Raw genomic sequence first — 13,429 nt, 5'->3', positions numbered from 1 at the left:
GGTGCGAGCGCTTGGTCATGGGGCACACAAAGCCGTTGGCTGGCGGGGACCCGTGCCCGATCCCCGCCAGCCTGTTCAATGCGTTACGGCTTGACGGACGTGGCGTCGAAGTGGGCCTGGACGTACGAGATCTGGCCCTGCAGAGCGTTGTTCGCTGAGGCGCTGCCCTGGTCCGGGAGGGTGATGCTCACGCCGAGCTTGCCTTCCTTGCCGGCAACGAAAGTGCCGAGGTTCAGCGCGGAAACTCCGGACTGCGGGACGTTCGTGGCGATAGCGGCGCCGTCAAGGGTAACGGTGTACCGGAGTGCACTGGAGAGAGCCGGGCTGGAGGTGAATCCGGCACGGTCCTGCAGCGAGAAGTTGATGGCGGCGCTGAGGGCGGGGCTCTCGTTGCGGAACGGGATCTCCACAGACACGGTGTCGCCCGGGGTGATCAGGTCCGCACCCGGGACCTTGATGTTCACACCGGCGGCGGTGTTTGCTTCCTGCCAGGTGCCAGCCACCGGGAGGCCGGCCGTATCCGTGCCAACAACCTGGATGTTGAAGCGGTTGTTGCCGCCAACGCCGGAATCGGTGGTTCCATTTCCGAGGTTCAGGTTGGCAAAGTCAGTGAACGCAGCAGCCGTCAAGAGGGCGGTCACGCCCAGCAGCGAACCGCCGGTGAGGAGGGCGCGCTTACGGCCGGAGCTGGTTTTTGTAGTCAAGATGTGTTCCTTTCACGGTGGGTCGGCGTTGGCCGACTGTGCGAGTGACTGCATCGACAAGGGACAGGTGCGCTCCCTTGAGCATCGGCGCTGTGTGCAACCAAGAAAGAAACTAAGGGCGGCATTAGGGCACTAGGTGGGCTTTTGGCCAAAAATGAGTGGCATTCAGGGCCAAATTAGGTGGTAAATCGGGGCACTACTGTGAGGAATAGAGGTCCCGGACCAATTCGAACAGGGAGTTCCTCGTGGCGGCTCCCGTCTTCCGAAGTGCGTTGGAGATATGGTTTTCCACAGTGCGGGTGCTGATCCCCAACTGCTGTGCAATCTCCACATTGCTGCGATGGCCGGCAAGTGCAGCCACTTCGATCTCACGGACGGTCAGTGTCATGTAGTCCCCGGGACTAAACGACAGAACGTCGTTCAACGCCGGGAAGCGATTGGCGAACGCGCTGTATGCCCGGTCCATGGCAGCGGCTAACACAAGATCGTTGAGGAGGACGCAGCGGGTGAAGGCTCCCCTCAGCAACATCCCCACCGCATACAGGTCGTCATCGGGTTCATAGCGGTTGACCAGCGCTCCAAGCGAGCGGTGATCCTGGCCAACAACTGCAGTGGCCATGGCCATTAGTTGCCCGTGGGACGGCGTGTCGCTCATCTGAAGTGCCGTACGGAGGAGTTCCACCACTTTCCGTCCGGGAAGCAGGCATGTACATAGGAGAGCGCACATGACCGCTTCCAGTACAAACCCTTGATCGATCTGCCGCTTGATCAGGCGCGCTGCGCGGCGATCGAACGCTTCCGGATCCACTGGGCGTTTCGAAATCAGGTCGAAGACTCCTTTTCCGGTCCCAGGAAGCGGTCCGATGTCCGCAGCTCCCCTCTTGGCATGGGAGGCGAGCGTTCCGGCTGGGACGGGAGCCGTCGTCGCGGTTTTGAGGCCGGCAAGGCGCAGCATGGCGTCGTAGAGGGAGTCGATGAGGAGGCCGGGACGGCCCATGGCGAAGACGCCGCTCATGAGGTATTCGGCCTCGTCGAGGTAGCCGAGGTAGACGAGGGATTGGGCGGCAGCGTAGCTGCTGGTGACCACGCCGAATTGATCCAGGGCACGCCTGGCCTCGGTGCGCCTTTCCAACGCATAGAAGAGGGCCTCCTCCGCCCGCCCAGAGGCGAACAGCGCCATCGCCCGGATGAACGGCCTGATTCGCGGGAACGGTTCGACGTCGGAATCGGCCACGGAGTCGACGGCGGCAAGCGCCGCCGTCGGGTTGAACCGGTAAAGCTCGATCATCCCGCGTACAACGGCCGAGATTCCGTGGCGATGGCCGGCGTCGTTGTTGGAAAAGAAGCGTTGGAGATCTGGCGGGACGCGATCGTACGTAGCTTGGAGGAACAGGGCGGCCATCTCCACTTCGTTGATCAGCTCTGGATGGCGACGCCCGAGTTCCCGCAAGCCCGATGCAGCGACGTGGACGTTTTGCCCTGAATGTATGCCCCAGAGCGCCTTGGTCATGGTGAAGAACAGGGCTTCGATGGGCGAACCGCTTGTGAGCTGCGTATGGTCGAGGACGATGCTGATCCGGTGGGAATCGATAGGCGAGCCCCAGTACGTCCGAAGGACGGGGATGGCGTTGGTGAGAGATCTGTCGGCTTCCCAGCGGTCGTAGAAGGCCCGCTCCCGCATGTGAATCCTGTCCTGAAAGTGCCTAGCGGTGGCAGCCGCATCGGTGTTGCTTTCAGAACGGATGTCCCGGAGAACCCGGTCCAAGGGATTGGGCTCCGCGGCGTCGCGCTCGGGGACGTAAGGCAGGGCGTTGAGTACCCGCGCAATCCTCTTCCGGAGGATGCGTCGTTCGTTGGGCTTGCTGTGGTTGCCGAAGTAGTCGGCGATGATTGGAGGGTTTATGGCTGCGGTGAGCACTCGATACTGGTCTTCCATGAGGGACACGAATCCCCGACGTTCCAACACGTCAAGCACGTCTGGGTGAATCACGTCCTGTAGCGCTTCGAGTGGGGTGGCACCGGCCAGGGCCATGGCGTGCAGCGCATTGATTTCCTCTGCACCGAGCCCTTCAAGGAGTGTTTCCACGGTGCCGCGGAGGTGGTCATTCCACAGTGCGTCGCTGGTCAGGGCCCAGTTGCCGTTATGAAGTTTCAGCTGGTTGCTGAGTATGGCTGTTTCCACGATGCGCACTATGAGCCGGGGGTTGCCCGCTGATTTTGCCAGGATCCTGGCTATCACGTTGGCATCCGCTGGTGCGCCGAGTGCCTGGGAGATGAGTTCGCCCGCCTGTTCATACCGGAGCGGATTGAGCTGCACCTCTGCTTCCGGGCCACGACTGACGGCAGTTGCCTGGGCACTGGAGTACATTCTGGGTTCGCCCATGGTTACCACCAGCGGACGTCCGGTCCTGGCGAGGGCGGCCTCCAGGACAGCCAGGGATTCGTTGTCGATGAATTCGATGTCATCGACTATGACTACCTGGAGGCCCGGCTTGAGCAGATGGGCTGTGAAGACGTCTGCCACGCCCAGCACGCCAAGGCTTCCAACCCGAACATCCATGACCACCGAATTGACGCCTCCGAAGGCCACGCGTCTGTGCGTACGTAGGCCCGTAAGAAAGTGGACCGTGGCTCCCGACTTTTCCAGACTCTCCGCAACGCGCTTGGCCACGCTGGTTCGACCGCTGCCGGACTGACCAACAATGCGCACGTTGATTCCTCGGGCTACATAGTCCAGTGCCTGCTGAACTTCCTGCTCGAACACCCGTTACCCTCCCTGGCTAACTAACCCCAGTGGGTGGGGGCTGCCGGGGTCGCCATCCCGACAGCCCCCGGTTGCCGGCGCGCATGGGGGACAGCGCAAACGCCGGCAGCTTGACGCCGGACTATGCCGGCAAGGCTGGGTGGGCCGTCGGGGATCAAAAGATCGATTGCCCTTTTGATCCGCTGTGAAGGCCCAAGGAAACGATTGGTTTCCAGGATTGAAGTTAGGCCTCCCGTTTTGCGTCTAGGTGGTGACGGTTGAGCATCTAGGTGGTGAAACGGGCAAAATCCGGGGTCTGGAACTCCCATCTAGGTATTGAAGGCGCAGAAATAGGTATTGCCCCGCGGGCGTCTAGGTGGTGAGAGGGCGGTTTGGGCTGGTCGGTGGGCTGGGTTCGCGTGAACGTCTGGGCGTGGATTCCGCGGGTGGCGGTTCCTTATAAGGAGGCTACGGGGGCTTGGTGAGAAGGCTCCATGGTGGGTGGGGCGTATGTGGATATGTGTTCGAATTAGTTTTTCTATACTCGAATATAGATTCGAATCAGAGGGCAGGGGCGACTAGTTCTCCACGGGGATTGTGGGCAAGTTGGGCTTCCTCAGTCGGCCCCGAACCTACTTCAGATGAGATCCGGCGCGCCCTGGCTACCTGGTTGCTGCTGTTGCTGCGCCCACTTCGGGCAGCGTCCTCACTGGAACGTCTTGATGCCACGGCGTCGCGCATTCGTAAGCATGCGCAATGGCAAACAAGTTGGCTTCGGAGAACATGCGGCCCATAAGGTGAAGCCCCACCGGCTGCCCGTCAACAAGCCCGCAGGGAATGCTCAACGCCGGCATGCCTGTGAGGTTCGCACTAGCAAGCATCCGAAGCGCCGAGGATAGGGACTCCTCGCCACTGGCCGCGGTCAGTTCTGACGTCATTGAAGAAATGCGTGGCGCGATAGTAGGAAGGGTGGGCGAAACCAGCGCAACAACCCCGGCACGGTCCATCGCATCCGCAAGGAACACCTTTAAGTACTCCCGCGCATGCCGCGCCAAGTGAACCTCCTGGCCGGACACAAGCGCGCCTGTCTCGATCATGACCCTTGTGGCGGGAAGGTACAGCTCGGCGGCCGCGCCGAGCCGAGCCCTGTGGTGCTCCACTGATTCAGACAGCGAGATCGCCAGGCTGGCCGGCAGCGCCATGTCCAACTCAGGAATCGAAAGATCAACGATCTCCAGTCCAAGACCGGCGAGGACTGCCAAGGCATCCTCAACGGCAGCGGCAACTCCTGCCGAGACGCTCCAATCAGACCAAATCCTGCGATCAACTCCAAGGCGCAGGGAGGAAGGAAGTCTTTCAATTCGGCCCAACAGGGGGCCGCCCACAAGCTCAAGACCTTTCGCCTCGGCCATGCCGTCCAGCATCAGGGCACAATCCTCGACGCTCCGGGCAATCGGCCCAACATGGTCCAGTGTGTGACTGACGTTGAGCACCCCCGTTGAAGCAACCACACCTGCACTGGGCTTCAGCCCAACCAGACCATTGACCGCGGCGGGATTCCTTATGGAACCGCCCGTGTCCGTACCCAGGGCGCCGGGCGCACTGCCAACGGCAACTGCTACGCCCGATCCAACGCTGGACCCTCCGGCGTACCGCTCCGGATCCCGGGGGTTTCGGGTCGGCGGAGTGCCCTGGCCAAATGCAAACTCGTGCGTTTCCAGCTTTCCGAGGATCACCGCACCGCTACCGCGGAGCTGGGCAACGACGCCGGCATCCGCCTTCGCGAGGTTTCCCTTCAGTGATGCGGAACCGGCCTCGGTCGGAAGGCCCCGGACGTCGATCACGTCTTTGACTCCTAGCGGGATGCCGTGCAGGACGCCGTCGAAAGCGCCTGAACTGGCTAAGGCATCCGCCCTTCGCGCGGCCTCCCTCGCGCCGTGCTCGTCGACGTAAGCCCAGGCACGGGCATAGTCCTCCGTCTCTCCCAAGCGAGCCAGAACGGAGTCAAGCAGCTCTACGGACCCCAACTGCCGGCGTCGTAATTGGCGCGCCGCTTCAGCGATGCCCAGCTCCCATGCCTCACTCAATGCGCCACTTCCTTGTCAACGTCAGCAAGGGACCCGAAGGCCTCACCAAGCGTGTCCATCGCCGCCCTAAAGTCTCCATAGGCGCGTTCCAGCGCTGGCAAGTCTTCGGCCGCCAGCTCGGAGCCAACGAGATTCCGGATGATGTCGAGCTGTTGCTGGGAAAGAGTGGTCCTCATCTGTGGGCCTCCGATGTGAGCTGACCATCACGAACGACGCAAACGCCGTCGACGAAAACAAAACGGACGTCCCTGAAGTCGCCTGCGCTGGCAACCACAACGTCTGCTGGACTGCCGCGTTCCAGCCGGCCGCCACCGGAAGCGAGTCCCGGGATCAGGTCGGCGACGGCGGAAGCCGCCATCGCCACGGCCCCGGCAAGTGAACGGTGACCTGAGGCGGCGACATCCTGGACGGCCGAGATGAGTTCGTCGTGGTGACCGTCGTGGCCGTAGTCGGTGGCGAGAACCGAGATCAGCCCCGGATCCTGGAGCAGGAGGTCCCAATGCTCGCGAGTGGTGACGGTGTGCTTGCGGTGAAGTAGATCGAATACCGACGCCTCCGCGGCCCATCCGGCGTCGTGCCCCAATTTTGCGAGGTCCAGCGCCTCCGCAGGAGTGTGCGAGGGATGGTTGGCATGGGCGGCGACCACTCGGACGTCCTTGTTGCGCGTGTCAGTCATGAGTTCGCGAATCACGCCGCCGGTCGCTGCTGCGCTGTGGACAATTGCGGGCACACCAAATCGAGCCGCGGCGCGCACGCCCTCGCGGATGCCGTCCAAGGCGGGAGTAATGGATGGCAGCACGGTGTCGGCGACAAGCTTCATTAACTCGGTCGCGGTAAAGGCTTCAGCGAGTCCGGCTTCCTCCGCCGCTTCAGCGAGTTCCACGAGGTTGATGGCCTTCACGTCGATGAAACGGCCAAGGACCGCCTCTTTGATCCGTCTTGCCTGGTTGTTGGAGATTCGGATTCCGCTGGCCTTTTCGATCGCGGCGGGAATATAGACCAGATCCTGCCCTCCCCCGCCGAGAGTCTGTCCGCCGCCGAGTTCACCGATCACAATGGCACCGTCTTCGAGCATGCGCTCAACTGTTAGGTCCCCTGCGTCGGGAGGCAGGCCTTTCCCGTCCGCCGTTTCCGCCGCGCGCAGGCAATTGGGCAAATGCGTCGTGGCACCCCGTACGTGCACGGCGTGTCGGCGGTCGGCCTCACGCACGTCATCCATGCTCGCGAAGCCACAGAGGTTAAGGACTGTTGTAGTGCCCGCCAATAGGTGACGGTCCAGATGGCCCATCCAGCGGTGCTCAGGAAGTGGCGGCGCCGCGCTTGGGAACAGGGCACCCGGTGTCACGCCGTGGGTGTGGGAGTTGATGAGCCCGGGCATCACAACACAGCCGGAGGCGTCGATGACTTCGCCGTCGAAATGTGCTGGGAATTCCCACCGCTCCAGGACATCGGACACGCGGCCATCGCGCATCACCACGGCGCCGGGCTCCACGACAGTGCTCCCGTCGCCGGTGACAACGGTGCCTCCCCGAACGAGCGTAGACATTTGTCTCCCTCTGATCTAGATTCATCATATCGAAGTTGCTTCACTATAGCGTCGGCGAACGGGAGTAGGGAACCCCCGATTGGAGAACCATGGAAGAGGCACTATCCCAGCGGGACTTCGTTGGCTACGGCGAAAGTCCGCCTGATTTTTGCTGGCCCGGCGGAGCCCGGGTGGCCATATCTTTGGTCATCAACGTTGAAGAAGGAGCCGAGCGGAGCAGGGCGCGGGGCGACTCAGCAGACGACCTGGGTGCACATTGGATCCCGGCGCATGCTTCAACGGAACGCAACCTCACGCTCGAATCGGCCTTTGAGTACGGTTCCCGCGCAGGCGTTTGGCGACTGCTGCGCATCCTGCGGCGTCATGATGTCAAAGCCACGGCTTTCTGCTGTGCGGCGGCACTCGAGCTTAACCCGGATATCGCGGCCGCGTTGGTAAGGGACGGGCATGAGATCGCCGACCATGGATACCAGTGGGATACACACACGGACCTGACGGACCATGAAGAGTGGGAGAAGATCATTGCCTCGCGCGAGGCCATTTCCGCTGCAACCGGTCGGCAGCCGACCACATGGTATTCACGGGACGGCCTCAGGCCAGGGACACGGAGTTTCCTGGCGGACGAGGGATTTAGCTACGACTCAAACTCGTTCAATGACGACTTGCCGCATTGGGGACACGGACCCGCAAACCCCAAGCTCCCGCTTCTCCCCTACGCAGGGGACACCAACGATTCCGGTCTCTTCAAGCAATTCCCGACGGCGGCGTCCTTCGCCAACCACCTGGAGGCCGCCCTGGACATGATGCTGCACGACACGCGCTCCGGGCCGTCTGTGATGAGTGTCGGACTTCATCCCAGGTTGATCGGGCGGCCAGCCTATGCGGTGGCCTTGGATAGGTTCCTCGAGTCGGCGCGCGCCCAGAAGGTATGGTTCGCGACGCGCGAAGAGATCGTCGGCGCTTGGCGCTCGTCGACTAGTTCTTAAGTTGGGGTGCTGGCTACGACTCTGCGAGGAGTCTGCCCCAGCCTTTGATGGGGCGGCTGGCTCCGGCAATTTTGAGTAGGTGCCAGAGGGTGGCGGTGGCACTATCCACAATGGGGACGCCGAATTCTTCTTCGAGATGGGGCACCAGGTAGCCGGAGCGCAGGTTAGTGCCGATGCAGACGACGGCGTCAACGTCGCCAGTGAAGGCGGGCCGCATCAGCTTTTCGATGTCGCTCCGGCTCAAGCGGGAGATCTCCGGGTTGGTCATTTCCCGGGCCGGGACAGACGTCACCGACACGTCGATTCCCTGGGTGCCATATTCGCGCTGGATACGCTCGGCAATGCTTCCCGGCCCCGGAAATACGACGGCGATGCGGCTTGCCGACAGCGAGGTGAGCGCCTCGACAACGGCCAGCGAGGCCGTTGTGGCAGGTGAGCCTGTGACAGCCGAGAGTTCGGCGCACAGTGCACGATCGCCGTCGAGCCCCGTCCAGGAGCCGGAGGTTCCGTGGAAGGCAACCGCCTGGAGTTCCGCGTCCTTCAAAAGGCCGGGCGCGTCGCCCAGGACGGCTGCACTGACGGTGTCGTCCAGGCTCGGCGGGAGGCGGAAACGGCTATAGTGAACGCCGACGTCGGGCTGTTCCGCGAGGATCGCGGCGGTAAGCGTCTCGGCGTTTGAATTTGTGGACGGAACAAGAATTCCCAGCCGCGTTTCCGGACCGGGCAGGTCGGCATGGGGGTCGCCCACGCCTAGTGGGCCTTACCGAGGGACGGCGGAGTGGAAATCGCAAGCATCACGGCAGCCGAGTTAGTCCGGTTGCTCCACCAGTGCGGTTGTGAGGCGTCATAGGTCAGGCTGTCGCCGGCTTCGAGGGTAAAGTCCTGGCCGCTGATGGTCGCCACGAGGGTCCCGGCCTGGACAATGACGCATTCTTCGCCGTCGTGGGAGTGCGGGACGTGGGCGCCGTCGAAGTTTGCCGGGATGGTCATGGTGACAACGCCGAGCTTCCGCTCCGAGTCCGGAACGATGAGCTCCATGATGATGCCCTGCGACGGGATCTCGATCCGGCGCCGGTCTGCGCGGCGGACGAGCATGTGGTTCTCGCCCTCGTTGGGGTCCGTGAACATGCTGGAGAGGGGCAGCTCCAGGGAGTTGGCGAGGCGGAGGAGGGTGGCAAAGGACGGGTTCCCGATGCCTCGTTCGATTTGGCTGATCAGGCCAGCGCTGACGCCTGCGCGATCGGCGAGTTCCTCAACGGTGAACCGGCCCAGACGTTGTTGCTTGATCATTGCTCCGAGATGGGCGATCCAGAAGTCGCGCTCCAGGGACTCGGCTGCTTCATTGCTTGCTGTCTCCGTCACGACGACTCCTTCACTAGTCCTCGGTTTTCCGTCAGTATATCGAAGATGGGGGTGCCTGGAAGGGTCTTCGAAACCCTTCTTAATGGGCTGAATCTTGTTGCAGTGACTACTGGTGATGGACAGGTTCAAGCGGCTCGCTGCTTGGCAAAACCGACAAGCAAGGAGGCCAGTTCGCGCTCCCAGTAGACAGCGCAACGATCCGCGCCGCGGCTGAACACGCTGGCTGCGTCGGAAAGGCCAGGAGCAGGCAGCCCCACGCTCTTCCCAGCTTCCGCCAGGACGTCCACCACGCGTTGGGTGGCTTCGCTAACGGCATCCGGGCCATGTTGCCCGTGCCGTTTCAGGTCCGCTGCGAGATCCGTGGGTCCCACCCATCCCCCGCCGAAAGCCTCAGACGCGGCGAATTCCTTCACGTTATCCACGGCTTGGTGGGTTTCGAAAAGCACGGTGAGCCTGGGCGTCAGGGAGTAATCCATACCAAAGGCGGAGGAAGGGTTCACCTGCTTGGGGCGAGACCCGAGGGGCGGATACTGCGTGGCGTCGTAGGCACGCTCCAACTCGTCCACCGTGCGAACTTGCGGGAGGACAATCTCCGCAACGCCTGTATTCGCGAAAGCTACGAGCGTGTTTGTTTCAAGATCAGGAACACGCACCGCAACTTGGACGCCGCTGCCGGCAAGTCTCTGGACCACCCCGGCGCATTCGGACACGGTCACAGCGGTTTGCTCCGCGTCGAGGACCAGGAAGTCCACTTTGGTGCGGGCCAGGAGGGCAAGGAGTGTTGGACTGGGGTCGGCGCTGATGAGGCCGACGCTTCGCTGCTCACTCATCGGGAACGAACTCCCAGTCGGCGGGCTTGCTGACTCCGACCACCAAATCGACCGCTTCGTCGCCGTCGTTGGTCAGTCCGTGCGTGGTCCCCCGGGGGATGTAAATGCCATCGCCCGGCTTGGCACGGTACGTCGTGTCACCCAAGTGGACGATGGGCGTCCCCGCCAGCACCACGTAGAACTCCGAGGCATCGGGATGATGGTGGCACAGATGGTGTTGGCCGGGCAGGATCCTCCCCCAACTGACACATAGATCGTCGGAGCCGCTGAGGTCACGGGAGATGAGCGTGCTGACCAGGCCTTGGTCCCGCTGGCCCTGAAGGCCTGTCTTGCTCAGTTCCTGGAACCCCTGCTCGTGGACGTTGTGGACCAGTTTCTTGAGGTCGACGACGGCGGGCCGGCTTTCGCTGTCCAGCCGCGCGCCGGCACGTGCCGCGCCGCTCATGCAACACCTTCAAAGGCCGCGGCGCGTTCCGCCGTCGTATTTTCAACTGACTGTTGCACCGGCGGATGCTCGATCCACCAACGGGCTATTTCCTCGCGCGTGGCGAACCAGACTCCATCTTTGGCCAGGGCGTATTCCAGGAACCGCCGGACGCCGTGGGAGACGCTGGGGCGGCCACCTATCCTCAAGTGCAGACCGACGGACATCATCTTGGGAACGGTCTCCCCTTCGATCAACAGGCAATCCAGGCTGTCCTTCAAGACAGTGAAGAAGTCCTCAGCAGTCCCCAGGCTGCCGTTGCCCCAAAAGCGGGCGTCGTTGGTGTCCCCCGAGTACGGCACCACGAGGTGGCTGTTGGGCCCGGCCGCCACGTGATACGGGAGGTCGTCGGAATAGGAATTCGAATCGTAGAGGAACCCTTCTTCGGCAAGAATTTCGCGGGTATTCTCCGTAATTCCTTCGCGGACATACCAGCCGACCGGCCTCACTCCAGTTGTTGCTTCGATCGCGGAGAGGCTGGCTCGGATCTCGGCACGCTCCTCCGCGGGAGTCATGCCTACGGTGCCACGCCATTTGTAGCCGTGGGCGCAGATTTCGTGGCCGTCGCGGACGATGGCGCGCGCCGCTTCAGGGTTCCGCTCCAGGGCAGCGCCACAGGCCATAACGGTCGCCGGGACGTTGTATTCACGGAGCATTCCCAGATATCGCCAGATGCCAACGCGGCTGCCGTATTCGAAGAAGGACTCCTTCATCAGGCTCCTGCGCGTGGGATCAGCCGACCATCCGCCGAAGATGGAGACGTCCTCGTCCCGCGCATCGCCGGCTTCGATGGAACTTTCCGCACCTTCCTCGTAATTGAGCACAAGGGAGACAGCCACCTTTGCGCCGCCGGGCCACGTGACAATCGGAGGGTTCTCGCCATACCCGATCAGGTCTCGCATTGTGCATCTCCTCGCTGTTCATAGACAACTGCTGCTCGTGGGCATCCGCCGCAACATCCCTGCTGGGATTCAGGGCTGCGAAGCCCGAAAACTATGGGCTGGGGTCCGGAGCACTCACGAACCACAGTCGATTCATTATATTGATGAGGATTCATCTTACAAAAGCCGCCCTTCATAGACCTTTCGATGGGCGGCCAGCGACGTCGCGAGCATGTCCTCAACGTCATCAATCACGTTGCCGTGCGCTGGGCCGATCCACCGGGTGGGAAAAGCAGAAAGTGTGTCTTCAATTGCTTGAAACGCAGTGCTGACGTCAACGAACTTGGTCCAATACAGGGCACGGCCGGTCCCATACGCCGCCTGGTCCACGGTCGGAGGGACGGGCATCTCGCTGGAGAACAGCCGGCACTGGCCTGGCAAATGGACGGGTTCGTCGTCCTCGTCCGGGCCGGGGATGTCGTGGATGTAGGAGAAGCCGTCCGAGACGAACATCATCCCGGCGCCGGAGTCGTGGCCCCACAGCGTGTTTTCCAGATCGCGGATGTACGCGGGCAGGAAACGGAACTCCCTGTCACCAAGATCCAGGACGTCGCCCGCGGATTGAGCCTGCAGCCGGTGACGATATTCCGGGAAATGAAGGGCATAGTCCCGAACATCGCCCACCACAAGGGCGCCCGGATAACGTTCCAGCAGTGCCGGAAGATTGCCCGCGTGCGGGATCTCCGGATGCGTGGGGAAGACGTAATCCAAAGGCCGTCCAGACAAGGCAGCGTCCAGTTGGTCCATCACCGTGGCACGATGCGCCGGGTCCCCCGTGTCCACCAGGATCGTGGCCTTGGAACCCACCACTAGATATGAGGAGACGTGGTAGTGGACTTCCTGGACTTCTCCACTATGGCTTGGAGCGCTGGCCGACAGGCACCCGCCCAGCCAGTGGACGCCGTCGTCGATGATCCGGCCGGCCAAAAGTTCAGGGCTCACTGGACTCCCACCTCCCTGATCGCGGCGGCGAGCGCCGCTGATTCCGTGGCGCACTGTGCCACCCCGATAAACGGCTCGCCGTAGCCAGGACCGATTGCGGTGACTTGCCGCTCGCGGACAACGGATTCGACGTCGGCGGCGATCCCTCGGGTGTCGGCCTCGCTGAACCAGCGGAACTTGCAGAGGCCGTCGGATGCCCCAAGGCCGTCAGGCGTCCGACGATACGAGCCATGGGTGAAGGCATCGGAGGTCAGCAGCGCTCCGGACACTGGATCGAAGATCCACAGCGTGGGCAATAGCCGCATCAGTGGGGAAACGAACTCCAGCTTGATGCCGTCAATGACTTCCACCAGTTGGGAAGTTCCGGGATTGACCATGATCCGTCGCGGCTCGGCCGTGGTCCGCGGAACCGTGATTCCGCCGGTGTACCAAACGGATTCCACGTCGAATCGGGCTTCGATGGCGGGAAGGTTAAGGCAGCACTCCATCTCGGTGCGGGTCAGGACGACTGCAAGCCGCTCCCCCGGCTCAAGCACGGCGTCCAGCTGCGCCAGAATCTCGGTTTCGTGGAGGCGGACGCCTGTGTCCACGAGTACGGAACCGCCAAAGCCTTTGATGACGTAGCAGTTGACGGGCTGAGTGGTGCGAATGCCCGGCGGGCACCAGCTGACGTTCTCATCGACCAGGATGTCGGCGCCCAGCCGGTAGACCCTGTCGCCAATCAGGTCACGTGCGCCCGCGGCGGCAATGGCGCGGGCCCTGGTGCGGGATGGCCCTGGGGGTTGAATGGTTCGGGAATTCACG

General features: G+C 62.5%; 13 protein-coding genes. 1 reads left to right on the top strand and 12 read right to left on the bottom strand.

Annotation, left to right across the window (positions count from 1 at the left end; genetic code table 11):
- Positions 1-83: 83 nt before the first annotated feature.
- The 5 genes from LD110_RS14545 to LD110_RS14525 form a co-directional block, all read right to left on the bottom strand.
- A complete protein-coding gene (locus LD110_RS14545; protein WP_225499535.1) occupies positions 84-704 on the bottom strand; it encodes a hypothetical protein in 621 nt (206 codons plus the stop codon).
- Positions 705-900: 196 nt separating this feature from the next.
- On the bottom strand, positions 901-3,468 hold the full coding sequence (locus LD110_RS14540) for a LuxR C-terminal-related transcriptional regulator (RefSeq protein WP_225499534.1): 2,568 nt from the start codon (positions 3,466-3,468) through the stop codon (positions 901-903).
- Between the two features lie 641 nt (positions 3,469-4,109).
- On the bottom strand, positions 4,110-5,534 hold the full coding sequence (locus LD110_RS14535; protein ID WP_225499533.1) for an amidase: 1,425 nt from the start codon (positions 5,532-5,534) through the stop codon (positions 4,110-4,112).
- The gene (locus LD110_RS14530) at positions 5,531-5,710 is read right to left on the bottom strand and encodes a hypothetical protein (RefSeq protein WP_225499532.1); all 180 of its coding nucleotides are present in this window, start codon (positions 5,708-5,710) and stop codon (positions 5,531-5,533) included. The genes LD110_RS14535 and LD110_RS14530 overlap by 4 nt, the downstream gene beginning before the upstream one ends.
- Positions 5,707-7,080 (bottom strand): amidohydrolase family protein, encoded by a 1,374-nt coding sequence (locus tag LD110_RS14525; protein ID WP_225499531.1) that lies wholly within the window; start codon positions 7,078-7,080, stop codon positions 5,707-5,709. The genes LD110_RS14530 and LD110_RS14525 overlap by 4 nt, the downstream gene beginning before the upstream one ends.
- Before the next feature lie 89 nt (positions 7,081-7,169).
- On the opposite strand from LD110_RS14525, the gene LD110_RS14520 reads away from it, so the two are divergent.
- The gene (locus LD110_RS14520; protein WP_225499530.1) at positions 7,170-8,066 is read left to right on the top strand and encodes a polysaccharide deacetylase family protein; all 897 of its coding nucleotides are present in this window, start codon (positions 7,170-7,172) and stop codon (positions 8,064-8,066) included.
- Between the two features lie 13 nt (positions 8,067-8,079).
- On the opposite strand, the gene LD110_RS14515 is transcribed toward LD110_RS14520, so the two are convergent.
- The 7 genes from LD110_RS14515 to LD110_RS14485 form a co-directional block, all read right to left on the bottom strand.
- Positions 8,080-8,814 (bottom strand): aspartate/glutamate racemase family protein, encoded by a 735-nt coding sequence (locus LD110_RS14515; RefSeq protein WP_225499529.1) that lies wholly within the window; start codon positions 8,812-8,814, stop codon positions 8,080-8,082.
- 2 nt (positions 8,815-8,816) lie between these two features.
- Entirely contained in the window at positions 8,817-9,428 is a 612-nt protein-coding gene (locus LD110_RS14510; protein WP_225499528.1) for a cupin domain-containing protein, read from the bottom strand.
- A gap of 125 nt (positions 9,429-9,553) precedes the next feature.
- Positions 9,554-10,258 carry an aldolase/citrate lyase family protein gene (locus LD110_RS14505; protein WP_225499527.1) on the bottom strand — a complete coding sequence of 235 codons (705 nt, stop codon included), beginning with the start codon at positions 10,256-10,258 and terminating at the stop codon, positions 9,554-9,556.
- On the bottom strand, positions 10,251-10,703 hold the full coding sequence (locus LD110_RS14500) for a cupin domain-containing protein (RefSeq protein WP_225499526.1): 453 nt from the start codon (positions 10,701-10,703) through the stop codon (positions 10,251-10,253). The genes LD110_RS14505 and LD110_RS14500 overlap by 8 nt, the downstream gene beginning before the upstream one ends.
- The gene (locus LD110_RS14495) at positions 10,700-11,644 is read right to left on the bottom strand and encodes a polysaccharide deacetylase family protein (protein WP_225499525.1); all 945 of its coding nucleotides are present in this window, start codon (positions 11,642-11,644) and stop codon (positions 10,700-10,702) included. Before LD110_RS14495 ends, LD110_RS14500 begins: the two co-directional genes overlap by 4 nt.
- A gap of 156 nt (positions 11,645-11,800) precedes the next feature.
- The gene (locus LD110_RS14490) at positions 11,801-12,625 is read right to left on the bottom strand and encodes an MBL fold metallo-hydrolase (RefSeq protein ID WP_225499524.1); all 825 of its coding nucleotides are present in this window, start codon (positions 12,623-12,625) and stop codon (positions 11,801-11,803) included.
- Positions 12,622-13,428 carry a hypothetical protein gene (locus tag LD110_RS14485; protein ID WP_225499523.1) on the bottom strand — a complete coding sequence of 269 codons (807 nt, stop codon included), beginning with the start codon at positions 13,426-13,428 and terminating at the stop codon, positions 12,622-12,624. The genes LD110_RS14490 and LD110_RS14485 overlap by 4 nt, the downstream gene beginning before the upstream one ends.
- Position 13,429 lies beyond the last annotated feature (1 nt).

The organism is Arthrobacter sp. M4 (genome assembly GCF_020251205.1).
Classification (GTDB): Bacteria; Actinomycetota; Actinomycetes; order Actinomycetales; family Micrococcaceae; genus Arthrobacter.
Note: the sequence above shows the minus strand (reverse complement) of the source record. Positions and strands in the feature narration are given on the sequence as shown.